Here is a 13,014-nt window from a genome sequence, read left to right as displayed (position 1 = left end):
TGAGATTCAGCGGAGTGAGCCGATGCCGAGCGAACCGTCGGAGCGGGGTGCGTCCGCGGGTTCGGCAGGCGGCGTGTCGGGAAGAGGGGGCGGGTCGGCCAGGAATTCGGCCGTCGGAGCGAAGAACTGGACGCCGGTGACCGCGGTCGTGAAGTCGAGCAACCGGTCGTGTGTGCCCTCGGGGTCGCCGATGAACATGTTGCGCAGCATCACCTCGGTGATCTCGGGAGTCCGCGAGTAGGCGATGAAGTACGTGCCCTTGTCTCCGTCGTCGGAGACGGCCCCGTACGGCATGTTGTCGCGGACGATCTCCTGCGGCCTGCCGTCCACGTCGGGGAGATTGGTGAGCGCGGTGTGCGAGTTCGCGGGTTTCGTCGCGTCGTCCATCTCGATGTTCTCCAGTTTCGAGCGGCCGATCGCGTCCTCCTGATCGGGGACGGGCAGCGCGTTCCACTCGGCGAACTCGGTCACGTAGCGCTGGACGGCGACGTAGCTGCCGCCCGCGAAGTCGGGGTCGTCCGCCTCGTCGACCAGAATCGCGGCGACGGCGTCGGCTCCCGTCGGGTTCTCGGTGCCGTCGACGAAGCCGATGAGGTCGCGCAGGTCGAAGTACCGGAACCCGTGGGTCTCGTCGACGGTCGTCACCGCGTCGCCGAGGGCGCCGGTCCAGAGGCGGCCGAGCTCGAAGGCGAGATCGGCACGATCGGATTTGATGTGCAGGAGGATGTCGCCGGGCGTCGACGGCGCGGTGTGGACGGCTCCGGCGAGTTCGACGAACGGGTGCAGCTCCGCGGGCCTCGGGCCGGTGAAGAGTCGGTCCCACGCGTCCGATCCGATGCCGACGATCGCCGACAGCGTCGACTCCGGCGCCCGCGACGACACCGTCGTCACCAGGCCCGCGAGACCGGAGATCGCATCGCGCACCGCGCCCTCACCGCCGTCGTCGACGGTCACGACCAGGAACAGTGCGGACGGCGTCTTGTTCGTCAGGATGTGCTGTCCGGTACCCACCTGACCACCCTAGCCCGAAACGCACCGCGGCCGGTGACCTCCGAGAGGTCACCGGCCGGGGAATCGGACTCCGCTCGACGAGCGGTGTCAGAAGAACGAGGGGCGGAACGTGGTGGCCCACGACTGCTTGAAGTGCTCCTGCCAGTAGTCCCACCAGTGTGCGCCGTCTGGGGTGATGGCGGTGGTCAACTTGACGCCGGGGACCGTCGCGATGCGAGCGATGTACAGCTGCGAGCTCGTCGACGCCGCGACCTCGAGCGGGACCATCTGCGCGAACTTGACCGGGTTGAAGTTGGCGTTGCCCGGGGTCAGCGACGAGTCGTACTTGGAGCCGACGCCCGTGCCCGACGAGACGAACACGCGGTGCCCTGCGAGGTTGCCCGCGGTCAGGAACGGGTCGTTGGCGGCCCACTCGCCTGCGGGCCAGGTGCCCCACATGTTGGTCGCGTTGCCGCCCATCTCGGCGACGGCAGCCTGGATGCCCTGGCCGAAGCCGGGCATCGTGACGGTCGGGTAGCCCGAGTACGAGGCGACTGCCTGGTAGAAGCCGGGGTGGCGCGACGCGAGGTTCAGCGCGGCCGTGCCCGACATCGACAGGCCGGCGACGCCGTTGCGGCGGTTGTCGCTGTTGTGGTGCTCCTGCATGTACGCGGGAAGCTCACGCGTCAGGAAGGTCTCCCACTTGTTGAGGCCGAGCACCGGGTCGCGACGCTCCCAGTCGGTGTAGAAGCTGCCGCCGCCGCCGAACGGGATGGCGACGTTCGTGCCCTTGCCCGCCATGAAGTCGTCGACGTTGGTCTCCAGGAGCCAGCCGCTGTTGTTCTTCGGCGCGCGGAGGCCGTCCAGCAGGTACAGGGTGGGCTTCGCCGGTCCGCTGCCGCCGTCGACGATCTTGACGGGCACGTTGCGGTGCATGGCGGCCGACCAGACCTGCTCGACGGTGCCTGCGGCGTGGGCCTGCGGCGCGGGGGACACGACGACGGCTGCTGTCGCGGCCGTGGCCAGCGCGAGCACACCGGCCGTCAAGCGCTTACGGGCGCTGGAGAGCATGCGGTTTCCTTTTCGTCTGCGACCGCACGTGACGGTCGGAAGAGCGTTCCTCGCGGGCCTGCACAGAGGCCTGCCCCGCGTCGGTCGTTCAGCGTAATCGAATCGTGATGATGTGTCCAAAGCGACGAACGCCCTCATCGGTCATGAGTTCGGGTACTGCTCAGGTCCGGGCATCGGTCGGGTCGGGTCGTGCTCCGGCAGCGGGAAGGCCCCGGTCGTGGTGTCGTCCAACGGGCTCGGCGCGACGTGGCTCTGCGGAGCCCACTCCGAGTCCGGGCCGGGCTGCCACTGCGGCTGCGCCGGGATCACCGTCGTGTCGGCGGGCGGCGCGTACGGGTCGGCGAACGTCGGACGCTGGTGGTCCGGATCGCCGTACGACGCGGGATCGAACGTGTACGCGCCCGGCGCGGCGTACGCCGTCGTCGGAGTCTCGTCGGCAGGTCCGTACGGCGCGTACGGCTGTGCGTGAACGTACGGCTCCTCGGCCTGTCGACCCGGAGACTCGGCGATGTCCGTCCCGACGGCCGGTGCGGGGAGGACGCTCGTCTGGTCCGGATCGTCGACCGGTGCGTCGGGGACGTCGCCGCCGGTCGGGCGCTTGCGGCCACGCCAGACGAGGAACAGCCAGAGCAGCAGGAGCACGGCTCCGACGGCGATCAGGACGATCGGTGCGTACGTTCCGCCCCACTTCAGCAGGTTCAGGTAGTGCTTGGCGCGGTCGGCCTGCTGCGACGCCGTCTCGTCCGACCACGCGAACGTCGCTTTCAGGGCGTCCATCCGGAAGTCGCGGATCGCGCGGGGGTTGTCGGTGCTGTCGTCGGGCGACTTGAAGTACTGGTGCTGCTCCTCGTAGCCGTAGACGATCGTGCCGGTCGTCGGTTCGACGTAGACGTTGCGGACCGACGCGCCGTACCGGTGCATCTCGACCATGTCCTTGGCCTTGACGCCCTTGCCGGTGATGCCCCACCACGATGCGGGCATGTTCAGGATGGTCCCCAGCGGAGCTTCGCCCGCCGGATCGGGCAGGTTCGAGAGGTCGGTCTCGGGGACCTCGGTCTGGAAGTGGTAGGTCGTGACGCCGTCGATGACCTTCTCGTCGACGAACTTCGCCGCCGTGTCCTGGCGGGTCAGCAGGTCGTAGTAGTAGTACTCGCGCTTCTGGACGCCGAAGCCGAACTTGTACTGGAAGCCCTTGCGGTCGTCGATGTGCACCGAGGCGTCGTCGACCTTGCCGCCCTCGGGGACCGCCTCCAACTGCAGGGAGCTGACCTTGCCGTTCGGAACCGACGTCTTGCGGTCCACCGACACGCGGTCGACGGTTGCGGTCAGCAGGGCGTCGTCGCACGGGCGGTCGCCCTCGGTCGCCATCGTCAGATCGCGTTCCTTGCCCGCGGCATCGCGGACCCGGTCGATGCGGACGGTCTGCGCCGACTGCAGCGTGGCCTGATTCTCGTCCGACGGGTCGACGATCACCGACCGTCGCTGCTGGGTGAGATGCGCGTCGAAGACGGCTGCCTTCTTCTTCGTGACCGAACAGCGGTCGAAGATGACGGCGGGGAAGCGGTTGCCGGTCTCGCCCTGCGGGGCGACGGTGGTCGCGACCGACGTGATGTCGAGGTCGAGCGGGACCACCTTCAGCTTGGGCACCAGATACGTCGGGATGACGACACCGGCCGCGATGAACGCGACGCCGAAGAACGCCAGCAGTGCGAGTAGGACGCGCTTCACTTCAGACGGCTCCTTCGATCACGTTCGGCTTCTTTCATGATCCCGGCCATGTAGCCGTAGATCTCCCGGTCGCTGATCGCCTTCCAGCGGGGCGCGAGCAGCTTCATGTACTTCTCAACGTAGAGCAGTTGCTTGCCCACGAGCACCAGCTCGCGCGGCAACCGCGCGTCGTGGGCCTTCGCGACCGCGGCCAACTGCCTGCCGAGGTCGGTGTAGCTCATCGAACCGAGCTCGGTCGTCGACAGCGGCGACGTGACCTTCCGCAGGTCGTCGCCGCCCTTGGTCGTCGAGCCCGGATTGTGGACGGCCCCGAGCAGGAAGATCGCCCGGCCCGCGGAGTCGTAGTCCTGCTTCACGATCAGGTCGACGACGAGCTGTCGGAGGATGCGGCGGGTGCGGGCGTCGAAGCGGCCGACGATGCCGAAGTCGAGGAGGACGAGCAGGCCGTCGTCGTCGACGAGGACGTTGCCCGCGTGCAGGTCGCCGTGGAACAGGCCGCCGTGGAACGCCGAGTCGAGCAGCGACAGCAGGAGATTGCGGACGAGGGCCTCGCCGTCGTGGCCCGCCGCGCGCACGGCGCGGACGTCGTCGATGCGGGTGGCGTAGACGCGTTCCATCGTCATGACGCGCTTCGTGGTGAACTCGGGGTAGACGCGGGGGACGCGGACGCGGTCGCCGAACGGGCCCGGCTGCAGGCACTCGAACCACTCGGCCATCGTGGCGGCCTCGTTGCGGAAGTCGAGTTCGGCTCCGAGGCCGTCGGCGAAGTCCTCCACCACGTGGCGGGCCGACAGCATGCGGCCGTACTCGGAGATCTCGACAAGCCCGGCGAGGCGTTCGAGGATCGCGACGTCGGGGGCCAGACGGTCCGCGATGCCCGGCCGCTGGATCTTGACGACCACCTCCTCGCCGCTGTGCAGTGTCGCGGTGTGGACCTGGGCGATCGAAGCGGAGGCGATCGGAGTCTCGTCGAAGGTGGCGAACACCTCGTCGGGCGCGGCGCCGAGATCTTCGACGAAGAGCGCCTTGATCTCGGCGAAGTCGGTGGGGCGCACCCGGTCGAGGAGGCTCTCGAACTCGTTGGACAGGGTGGGGCCGAAGACGCCGGGGCTGGACGCGATGAGTTGGCCGAGCTTCACGTACGTCGGTCCGAGGTGCTCGAAGGTGCGCCGCACCTCGTGGGCGACGTCGGTGGCTCCGGGGGTCCGGCCGCGCAGGAGTCCGCGGACCGTGCCGGCGGCGAGGCGGCCGACGCCGGCTGCGGTGTGCAGTGAGGTCGACGCGAATCGGCCGACTTCGCTGACCGCGGACACGGTCGGCAGCGCGCCGCGGGTCGGCTTCGGGTCGGGTTCGACGGTCATCACGCCTGAGGAGTCTAGTTGGTTCCGCGGGTCCCGTCCGATTCGTCGTTGCGGGGCGGGCCCGGCGCGGCTAGCGTGAACCGGAGTTTTCGATTCCGAGTCGATAACTTCCGGTTGAGGAGGATTCCCATGAGCGGACGCAGCGAGCGACGCGCCGATCTCATCGTCGTAGGCGCAGGCATCGCCGGTCTCACCGCCGCACTGTCGGCCGCCGAGCAGGGCCTTCGCGTCGTCGTCCTCAACAAGGGGCCGCGCTGGAATCCCGACGACGCGGAACACCCGACGTCCACGTTCTACGCGCAGGGCGGCATCGCCGTCGTCGACCCGCGGATCGCGGACGATTCGATAAACCTGCATGTCACGGACACGCTGAACGCGGGAGCCGGTCTCACCGACCCGGTGTCGACCCGCCCGATCCTCGCTGACGGCTGGCCCGCCGTCGGGCAGCTCGTCGACCGGGGCGCCCACTTCGACACCGGAGCGGACGGACGGTTCCTCCGCACCCGCGAGGGCGGACACAGCGTGCGGCGGATCATCCACGCCGGCGGCGACGCGACCGGGGCCCGCGTGCAGCAGGCCCTCGGGGAGGCGGCCGGAGCCGCCGGACTGGTGGTGCTCGACGACACCTGGGCCTCCGACGTCCTCGTCGACCGAGGCGAGGTGGTCGGCGCGTCGTATGTGACCGACGGCATCGCAGGTGTGGTCTGGGCGCCGACGGTCCTGCTCGCGACCGGCGGTGTCGGCCACGTCTACGCGGCCACCACGAATCCCGCGGGAGCCACCGGAGACGGGATCGCCCTGGCGCTGCGTGCGGGCGCCGCCGTCGCCGACCTCGAGTTTGTCCAGTTCCATCCGACGATGCTGTACGTCCCCGGCGCGCGAGGACGGCGGACGCTGGTCAGCGAGGCGGTCCGCGGCGAGGGCGGCAGGCTCGTCGACGCGAACGGGGAGTCGGTGACGGCAGGCGTCCATCCGCTCGGCGATCTCGCGCCCCGCGACGTGGTGGCCCGCGCCGTCGCCGCCGCGATGGAGCGGACGGGCGCGGAGTGCGTTCACCTGGACATCCGCGGCGTCGAGCGCTTCGCCGAACGGTTCCCCACCGTCACCGCGGGCGTCCGCGCGTCCGGACTCGACATCGTCGACGGTTTCCTTCCGGTGGTCCCCGGGGCCCACTACCTGTGCGGCGGCGTCGAGACCGATGTCGACGGTCGGACCGATGTGCCCGGACTTCTCGCCGCGGGGGAGACCGCCCGCACCGGTCTGCACGGCGCCAACCGGCTCGCCTCGAACAGCCTGCTCGAGGGGCTCGTGATGGGCCGTCGAGCGGCGGTGCAGGCGGCCGCGCGCGCCGACCGCGACATTCGCGAGGTCGACGTCCCCGACCTCGGGTCGACCCGGGTGTGCGATCGGACGGCTCTGCAGGACGCCATGTCGCACCACGTCGCGCTCGACCGCGACGCGGCTGGGCTCGACGCGGTGGCCGCGCTCCTCGACGCCGCGCCGTGTGTCCCGCGCACCGACCTGCGCACCGCGGAGGACGCGGCGCTGCTCCTGACGGCGCGCGCGATCGTCGCGGCGGCGCGAGCCCGCGAGGAGTCGCGCGGATGCCACCAGCGAGACGACCACCCGGCAACGGCGGACGTCGCGGTGTCGCGTCGGTTCGTGCTCCGTGGCGACGAGTTGGTCGCCGCGGGCGAACGCGCCGTGCCGAGTTCCTAGATACCGTCCGGCAACCTCCGTACACTTGCGTGAATCAGCCGGAAAGGGGCGTGTTCATGAGTGGTGGACGGTGCTGGTCGTCGATCGTCGCCACATCTGACGAACGCGCCGCCCTCCGGCTCGGCCCGGATGCGCAGTGGCTGGTGTCGTGCGTCTTGTCCGAAGGGCATCCCGGTGCGCACGCCTCCGACGGCGGACAGGCTCATCACGGACGACGCCGATGGCTGGTCTGGGGCGACTTCGCTCCGGGGTCGCAGATGCTGCGCGACGAGGAGCCGTGCCCGATAGCTGCGCCAGACGGAACGCCGTGTCGGTTCTACCGAGGGCACAGCGGCGCGCACGCGTTCGCGCAGTCGCGTCCACCGGCGCCGACACCCGCCTCGCCGATGGACCGTCGGCCGGCCGCGGCGTCGGCGTACACGCCGCCCGCCTATCCGGAGATGTCGGCGTTCGACGTCGACCCCGACCCGCCGACCGAGACGTTCGCCCCGCTGCCCAAGCCCGCGGGATGGCCGCACAACGTCGACTCGCGGACCGCGATGGACAGGCTCTTCGACGACCTCCCGTCGCTCCGGCCCGAAGACGCACCGTTCGTTCCGGCGTCCGCCGACGGCACGTGGGTCACCCTGCCCGAACCCGAGCCCGTCGCTCCCACCCCGGTGGAAGTGCTGGACGTGGAGCCCGTCGAAGTGCCCGTCCCGGACGACGACGTGGTCGCCGTGCACCCGGAACCGGTCCTGGTCGTCGACGCGCCCGTGACGTCCGGGCCGTCGTCGTTCGTGCCCGCGGACGACCGGTCGGGCAAACGGCAGAAGCACAAGCCGAAGAAGGTCGACAACTCGTACGAGCCGTCGCTCGGCGACGACGCTCCCGGCGGCGCCACGACCGTCGTCTTCTCCGGCGACCCGGACGCGTCCCTGATGGAGGTCCGGCCGTCGTCGGACGCGGTGCTGACGACGTCGATCCTGCAGGTGATCTCGTCGAACGACGATCCCCTTCGCATGGGTGTGCCGACGACTCTGCGCCGCGCCGTGCCCGACGCTCCGGAACTGTCCGGCGACCAGCTCAAGGCGATGACGGTCGCCGTCCGCAGCGCTGCCGATCGCCTGCGCGACGAGGCGATCGCCGACGACACCCGCGAACTCCGCGAAGCCCTCCGCGACGTCGCCGCCGCCGTGGCCGACATCGCGTCTCGCCTCCCCTGACTCTCCACCGCCCCCGCTGAGTGAATCGCATCGAGGGTCCACGTCCGTGGATCGGATACCTCTAGGGGGTAGACAAACGCGGTCGCGGAGCGTAGAAATAGATACCAGTAGGGGGTATTGAAAGGAGATGCCGATGTGTGCGGTACATGAGAACCACGACGGCGGCGACCACAGTCATCACGGCTACATCGGCAATCAGGCGGGCTACGTCCGGCGTCTGAAGCTGATCGAGGGCCAGGCGCGCGGACTGCAGCGAATGGTCGAAGAAGAGGCGTATTGCATCGACATCCTCACGCAGGTGTCCGCGATGACGAAGGCCCTCGAGGCGGTGAGCCTCGGGCTCCTGTCCGATCACATGAACCACTGCGTGGTCGCCGCGGCCCGCGAGGGCGACGAGGCCGCCGACGAGAAGATCGCCGAGGCCATGAAGGCCATCACCCGCCTGGTCAAGTCCTGACCTGCGCGGACAACCATTCGAAGGAGAACATCATGAGCGAGATCGCAACCATCACCGTCGACGGCATGACCTGCGGACACTGCGCGACGTCGGTGCGCGAGGAGATCAGTGAGATCGCGGGTGTCCGGAAGGTCGACGTCGACGTGCCCAGTGGCCGAGTCGACATCACCAGCGACGCCCCGCTCGACCCGGCCGCCGTCGGCGCAGCAGTCGCCGAAGCCGGCTACTCGGTCCGATGACCGCCCTGTCGCGACCCGGCGTGCGGATCGCCGCATTCGTCGCCGGGCTCGCGACGGTGTTCGGGATCGCATTCGGAGTCGGAACGGCCGTCGGGCCCTGGTCCGACGAGCCGACCGACGGCCACACCACACAGATGCACGACGGGAGTCACTGATGAACACGCAGCTCACCGCCGATCGGGAAATCGATCTGGAACTGGTCGGGATGACGTGCGCATCCTGCGCCAACCGCATCGAACGGAAGCTCAACAAACTCGACGGGGTCACGGCCACCGTCAACTACGCGACCGAGCAGGCGCATGTCGAACATGACGAGTCGGTCTCGACGGGCCAACTGATCGACGCCGTGCGCGCCGCGGGTTACGACGCGATGCCGGTCACGCCGGTCGTCGCCGACACCACGGCCGACGCGGCGCCGTCGCGCGCGGAAGTCGAGGTGGCCGCCCTGCGCCAGCGACTGATCGTCAGTGCACTCCTCACGGTGCCGGTGATCGCGCTCGCGATGGTCCCGGCGTGGCAGTTCACCAACTGGCAGTGGCTGTCGTTGACCTTGGCCGCGCCGGTCGTCGTGTGGGGTGCGTTGCCGTTCCACCGGGCGGCGTTCGCCGGCCTGCGCCACGGCACCACCACGATGGACACGCTGATCTCGGTCGGCACGATCGCCGCGTTCGGCTGGTCGGTGTACGCCCTGTTCTGGGGCGACGCGGGGACGCCCGGCATGACGCACGGGTTCGACCTGATCGCGTCGCGCGGTGACGGGTCGTCCAACATCTACCTCGAAGCCGCGGCGGGCGTCACGACGTTCCTGCTGGCGGGCCGCTACTTCGAGAAGCGGTCCAAACTCCGTGCCGGGGACGCGTTGCGCGCGCTCGCCGAAGTCGGCGCCAAGGATGTGACCGTCGTCCGCGACGGGCACGAGGTCACGGTGCCGATCGCCGACCTTGCGGTCGGGGAACGTTTTGTCGTCCGGCCGGGGGAGAAGGTCGCGACGGACGGACTCGTCGTCGCGGGAGCATCCGCCGTGGACCAGTCGATGTTGACCGGAGAGTCCGTTCCGGTCGAGGTCGCCGAGGGCGATCGGGTGGTCGGCGGCACGGTCAACGCGCACGGGCGACTCGAAGTGGAGGCGTCGGCCGTCGGATCCGACACGGCCCTCGCGCACATGGCGAAGATGGTCGCCGACGCGCAGGCCGGAAAGGCGCAGGTTCAGCGGCTCGCGGATCGGATCTCCGCGTACTTCGTGCCGACGGTCATCGCGATCGCCGTCGGCGTGCTCGGCTTCTGGCTCGGGGTCGGCGGCGGACCTGCGCTCGCGTTCACGGCGGCGGTGTCGGTGCTGGTCATCGCCTGCCCGTGTGCGCTCGGCCTCGCGACGCCGACCGCGCTCATGGTCGGAACCGGTCGTGGCGCACAGCTCGGCATCCTGCTCAAGGGGCCCGAGGTGCTCGAGTCGACGCGCCGAGTCGACACCGTCGCCCTCGACAAGACGGGCACCGTCACCACCGGCGAGATGGCCGTGACGGACGTGGTCGCGGCCGACGGAGTGGACGTCGACGATCTGCTGGCGCGCGCAGCCGCCGTCGAATCGGGATCGGAACATCCGATCGGCCGGGCCATCGTCGCCCACTCAGCGCTTTCCGGCGCGGACGTGTCTCTCCCGTTCTCCGGCGACGGCGTAACTCTCCCGTTCCTTGAGCGAGCGGACGAGCGTCGTCCTGAGCGGAGTCGAAGGGTCGAAAGGTTCACCAACCTCGCGGGCGCCGGAGTCGCGGGATACATCGACGGGATTCGCGTGTCGGTGACGCGTCCGAGTGACGCGCTCGGCGAACTCGACGCACGCTTGCAGTCCGTCGTCGACGAGGCCGCAGCGCGTGGAGCGACGCCCGTCGTCGTCTGCTACCTCGACGCGGTGGCCGGGGTGATCGTCGTCGCCGACACGGTGAAGCCGACGTCGGCCGCGGCGATCGCCGAACTCAAGCGGATGGGATTGCGACCGGTGCTGCTGACCGGCGACAACGCGGGCGCCGCCCGTCACGTCGCCGCGCAGGTGGGGATCGACGACGTGATCGCCGACGTCCGGCCGGAGGGCAAAGTGGACGCGATCGCCGCCCTGCAGGCCGACGGCCGCGTGGTCGCGATGGTCGGCGACGGTGTGAACGACGCCGCGGCCCTCGCGTCGGCCGATCTCGGCCTCGCGATGGGCACCGGCACCGACGTAGCCATCGAGGCGGGTGACCTCACACTGGTCAGCGGTGATCTGTGGGCGGTCGTCGACGCGATCGCGTTGTCGCGCAAGACGCTCGCCACGATCAAGGGCAACCTGTTCTGGGCTTTCGCCTACAACATCGCGGCGTTGCCGCTCGCGGCCGCGGCGCTGCTGAACCCGATGATGGCCGGTCTCGCGATGGCCCTCTCCTCGGTGTTCGTGGTTGCGAACAGCCTCCGACTCCGGGGCTTCCGCTCGCGCCGGACCTGATCCGGGGAAGACCACCGCGGGAGCGAATCGATACCGCGAAATAGCGCGGCATCGCCTCGCTCCCGCGGTGGTTTCCGGAGTTCGCCGGGATCTGTCGTACGATCGGGCGATGAGTGCGCCGAGCCCTCGGTGAGACGGTCGTCTCGGTTCGGTGTGAGTGCATGACGGTGTCCCCGCCTGACCTGTCTCAGGCGGGGTGCCGCACCACGTCCGTCCCCGGCGGGACGGGCGGACCCGGTGGCGGGGCCGGAATCCGGCAGGACAGCCACTTTTCGACGGCCGATCCGGACTCGGTGACCCGATCGCCGTACGTGGGGAGGATCTTCTCCGGCTGCAACGCGTGGTTGACCTTCCACGGCTCGTTCGAGCCGGTGGGCCGCCATCCGACCCGGCCTGTGAAGGGCCCGGTCTGCAGGATGGTGGTCTCCCATCCGCCGGGTGTGGTCGAGACCGACCTGTTGTGGCCGCCGCACGCCCCACCGAGATGATCCACATCGGTCGGACCGCCGTCTTGCCAGTCCGGCATGTGATGGGCCTGGGTCCGCGACCACGGGACGGTGCATCCGGGCGCGGTGCAGCCGCGATCGCGGCCGAACAACGCCAGCCGCTGAGCCCGGGACGCCAGGCGTTTGCCGCGCCCGAGGTACAGGATCTGTGCTGAGGCGGTGGCGAACACTTCCAGCCACGGGGTCGCGTCGCCGGCGATCTCGACGAGGTCCTTGACCGGCAGACGAGTCCCGGTCGCGGTGGTCGCGACACCCGAGCGGGATTCGAGATCATCCAGCGACGCGGTCACCACCAGCTGCGACGACAGGGAGGCACCCTCGCCCAGACCGCCATTGGCGATCAGGAACGTCCACATCGCCTCCAGTGCATCGTGATTGCGCTGGGACTGGGACCGGGTGTCGCGTTCGGCCGCCGCGGCGAGGGCGTCGGGGTCGACATTGGCCGATGATCCGGACGGCGACTGCTCGTCGTCGGGACTGTTCATCCCCGGCGCCGCCCACAATACGAGCAGTGCCTCAAGTTTGGCGCGGGCCGCCGGGGTCAGTTTGGCGCTGATCGCCGACATGAGTCGCCGATCCTGCGGAGCGAGGGTCACACCGCGACTCCGGGCTCGGTCGGTGTCGTCGGTCAACTGCCCGTCGGGGTCGAGGTGAGCGAGAATCCGTTTGCCCGCGGTGCGGGTCTGTTCGGGGGTCAGCGTCCGCGCCACCCCGGCCAATTCGGCTTCGGCGCGGGCCTTCACGTCGGCAGGAATAGCAGCCGGGATCGCGTCGATCACGTCGACGATTTCCGCAACATGGTCGAGGGATAGGTCGCCGTCGGCGACGGCGACCGCGGTGGCCGGGAGTGTGGGGTCGAGTGGTTCGCCGGAGAAGGCGACCAGCGAGCTCAGGCTCAATGCGGCGTCGGTGCGCTGTTTGCGGGCCCGCGCCGACAGCCGGAGTTGACCTTCGAGGTACTTGCCGGGCATCTGCGACCCGGCCAGGCGGTACGCACCCCGCTGAGAGACCTCGGCGAACAGGCGGGCATCCACGCCGACTCCACGACGATTGGACCGCTCGTTGACCTCGGTGGCGGCGAGCAGTTCCCGGTCGGACAGCCCGGACAGGGACACCGTCGCGAGCTTCTGTGCGACCTCGTCCTGTAGCCGCACGAGGTCCAGAGGGTTGTCGGGGAGTTCGATGTTCGCCATGGTGTTCACCTCCTCTGCCGGGTGTCTGTTTCTTTCGCTATCCACTCTACCCTGATATGTCTAAGATCA

At 69.6% G+C, this 13,014-nt stretch carries 11 protein-coding genes; 6 read left to right on the top strand and 5 right to left on the bottom strand.

Going from position 1 to position 13,014, the window contains the following annotated elements:
* Positions 1 to 6: 6 nt before the first annotated feature.
* From GYB83_RS10785 to GYB83_RS10770, 4 genes are all read right to left on the bottom strand, one after another.
* Positions 7 to 1,011, bottom strand: a complete 1,005-nt coding sequence (locus GYB83_RS10785; RefSeq protein WP_161895478.1) for a Dyp-type peroxidase — start codon at positions 1,009 to 1,011, stop codon at positions 7 to 9.
* Between the two features lie 87 nt (positions 1,012 to 1,098).
* Positions 1,099 to 2,061 carry an alpha/beta hydrolase gene (locus GYB83_RS10780; protein WP_161895477.1) on the bottom strand — a complete coding sequence of 321 codons (963 nt, stop codon included), beginning with the start codon at positions 2,059 to 2,061 and terminating at the stop codon, positions 1,099 to 1,101.
* A 141-nt stretch (positions 2,062 to 2,202) separates the two neighbouring features.
* Positions 2,203 to 3,789 (bottom strand): cell envelope lipid trafficking protein PgfA, encoded by a 1,587-nt coding sequence (gene pgfA, locus GYB83_RS10775; RefSeq protein WP_161895476.1) that lies wholly within the window; start codon positions 3,787 to 3,789, stop codon positions 2,203 to 2,205.
* Positions 3,786 to 5,150, bottom strand: a complete 1,365-nt coding sequence (locus GYB83_RS10770) for an ABC1 kinase family protein (protein WP_161895602.1) — start codon at positions 5,148 to 5,150, stop codon at positions 3,786 to 3,788. Before GYB83_RS10770 ends, pgfA begins: the two co-directional genes overlap by 4 nt.
* A gap of 129 nt (positions 5,151 to 5,279) precedes the next feature.
* Between GYB83_RS10770 and nadB the strand changes: the two genes are divergently transcribed.
* The 6 genes from nadB (at position 5,280) to GYB83_RS10745 (ending at position 11,246) form a co-directional block, all read left to right on the top strand.
* Positions 5,280 to 6,869, top strand: a complete 1,590-nt coding sequence (gene nadB, locus GYB83_RS10765; RefSeq protein WP_161895475.1) for an L-aspartate oxidase — start codon at positions 5,280 to 5,282, stop codon at positions 6,867 to 6,869.
* 56 nt (positions 6,870 to 6,925) lie between these two features.
* Complete coding sequence (locus tag GYB83_RS10760; RefSeq protein WP_161895474.1) at positions 6,926 to 8,074, top strand: hypothetical protein; 1,149 nt, start codon at positions 6,926 to 6,928, stop codon at positions 8,072 to 8,074.
* 133 nt (positions 8,075 to 8,207) lie between these two features.
* On the top strand, positions 8,208 to 8,531 hold the full coding sequence (locus GYB83_RS10755; protein WP_161895473.1) for a metal-sensitive transcriptional regulator: 324 nt from the start codon (positions 8,208 to 8,210) through the stop codon (positions 8,529 to 8,531).
* A 32-nt stretch (positions 8,532 to 8,563) separates the two neighbouring features.
* Entirely contained in the window at positions 8,564 to 8,770 is a 207-nt protein-coding gene (locus GYB83_RS10750) for a heavy-metal-associated domain-containing protein (protein ID WP_161895472.1), read from the top strand.
* Complete coding sequence (locus GYB83_RS23395) at positions 8,767 to 8,925, top strand: hypothetical protein (protein ID WP_186349759.1); 159 nt, start codon at positions 8,767 to 8,769, stop codon at positions 8,923 to 8,925. The genes GYB83_RS10750 and GYB83_RS23395 overlap by 4 nt, the downstream gene beginning before the upstream one ends.
* Positions 8,925 to 11,246 carry a heavy metal translocating P-type ATPase gene (locus tag GYB83_RS10745; RefSeq protein ID WP_161895471.1) on the top strand — a complete coding sequence of 774 codons (2,322 nt, stop codon included), beginning with the start codon at positions 8,925 to 8,927 and terminating at the stop codon, positions 11,244 to 11,246. The genes GYB83_RS23395 and GYB83_RS10745 overlap by 1 nt, the downstream gene beginning before the upstream one ends.
* A 187-nt stretch (positions 11,247 to 11,433) precedes the next feature.
* Here GYB83_RS10745 and GYB83_RS10740 read toward each other — a convergent pair whose 3' ends face one another.
* Positions 11,434 to 12,945, bottom strand: coding sequence for an HNH endonuclease signature motif containing protein (locus tag GYB83_RS10740; RefSeq protein ID WP_161895470.1), 1,512 nt, complete (start codon positions 12,943 to 12,945; stop codon positions 11,434 to 11,436).
* Positions 12,946 to 13,014 lie beyond the last annotated feature (69 nt).

The organism is Gordonia spumicola (assembly GCF_009932475.1).
In the GTDB taxonomy this organism is placed as follows: Bacteria; Actinomycetota; Actinomycetes; order Mycobacteriales; family Mycobacteriaceae; genus Gordonia; species Gordonia spumicola.
The sequence above is the reverse complement of the archived record's forward strand: the minus strand, read 5'-3'. Positions and strand labels throughout refer to the sequence as shown.

Coding starts and splice junctions, on each gene's coding strand:
- GYB83_RS10780 (WP_161895477.1), bottom strand. CDS start 2,061: ATGCTCTCCAGCGCCCGTAAGCGCTTGACGGCCGGTGTGCTCGCGCTG.
- GYB83_RS10770 (WP_161895602.1), bottom strand. CDS start 5,150: ATGACCGTCGAACCCGACCCGAAGCCGACCCGCGGCGCGCTGCCGACC.
- nadB (WP_161895475.1), top strand. CDS start 5,280: ATGAGCGGACGCAGCGAGCGACGCGCCGATCTCATCGTCGTAGGCGCA.
- GYB83_RS10760 (WP_161895474.1), top strand. CDS start 6,926: ATGAGTGGTGGACGGTGCTGGTCGTCGATCGTCGCCACATCTGACGAA.
- GYB83_RS10755 (WP_161895473.1), top strand. CDS start 8,208: ATGTGTGCGGTACATGAGAACCACGACGGCGGCGACCACAGTCATCAC.
- GYB83_RS10750 (WP_161895472.1), top strand. CDS start 8,564: ATGAGCGAGATCGCAACCATCACCGTCGACGGCATGACCTGCGGACAC.
- GYB83_RS23395 (WP_186349759.1), top strand. CDS start 8,767: ATGACCGCCCTGTCGCGACCCGGCGTGCGGATCGCCGCATTCGTCGCC.
- GYB83_RS10745 (WP_161895471.1), top strand. CDS start 8,925: ATGAACACGCAGCTCACCGCCGATCGGGAAATCGATCTGGAACTGGTC.
- GYB83_RS10740 (WP_161895470.1), bottom strand. CDS start 12,945: ATGGCGAACATCGAACTCCCCGACAACCCTCTGGACCTCGTGCGGCTA.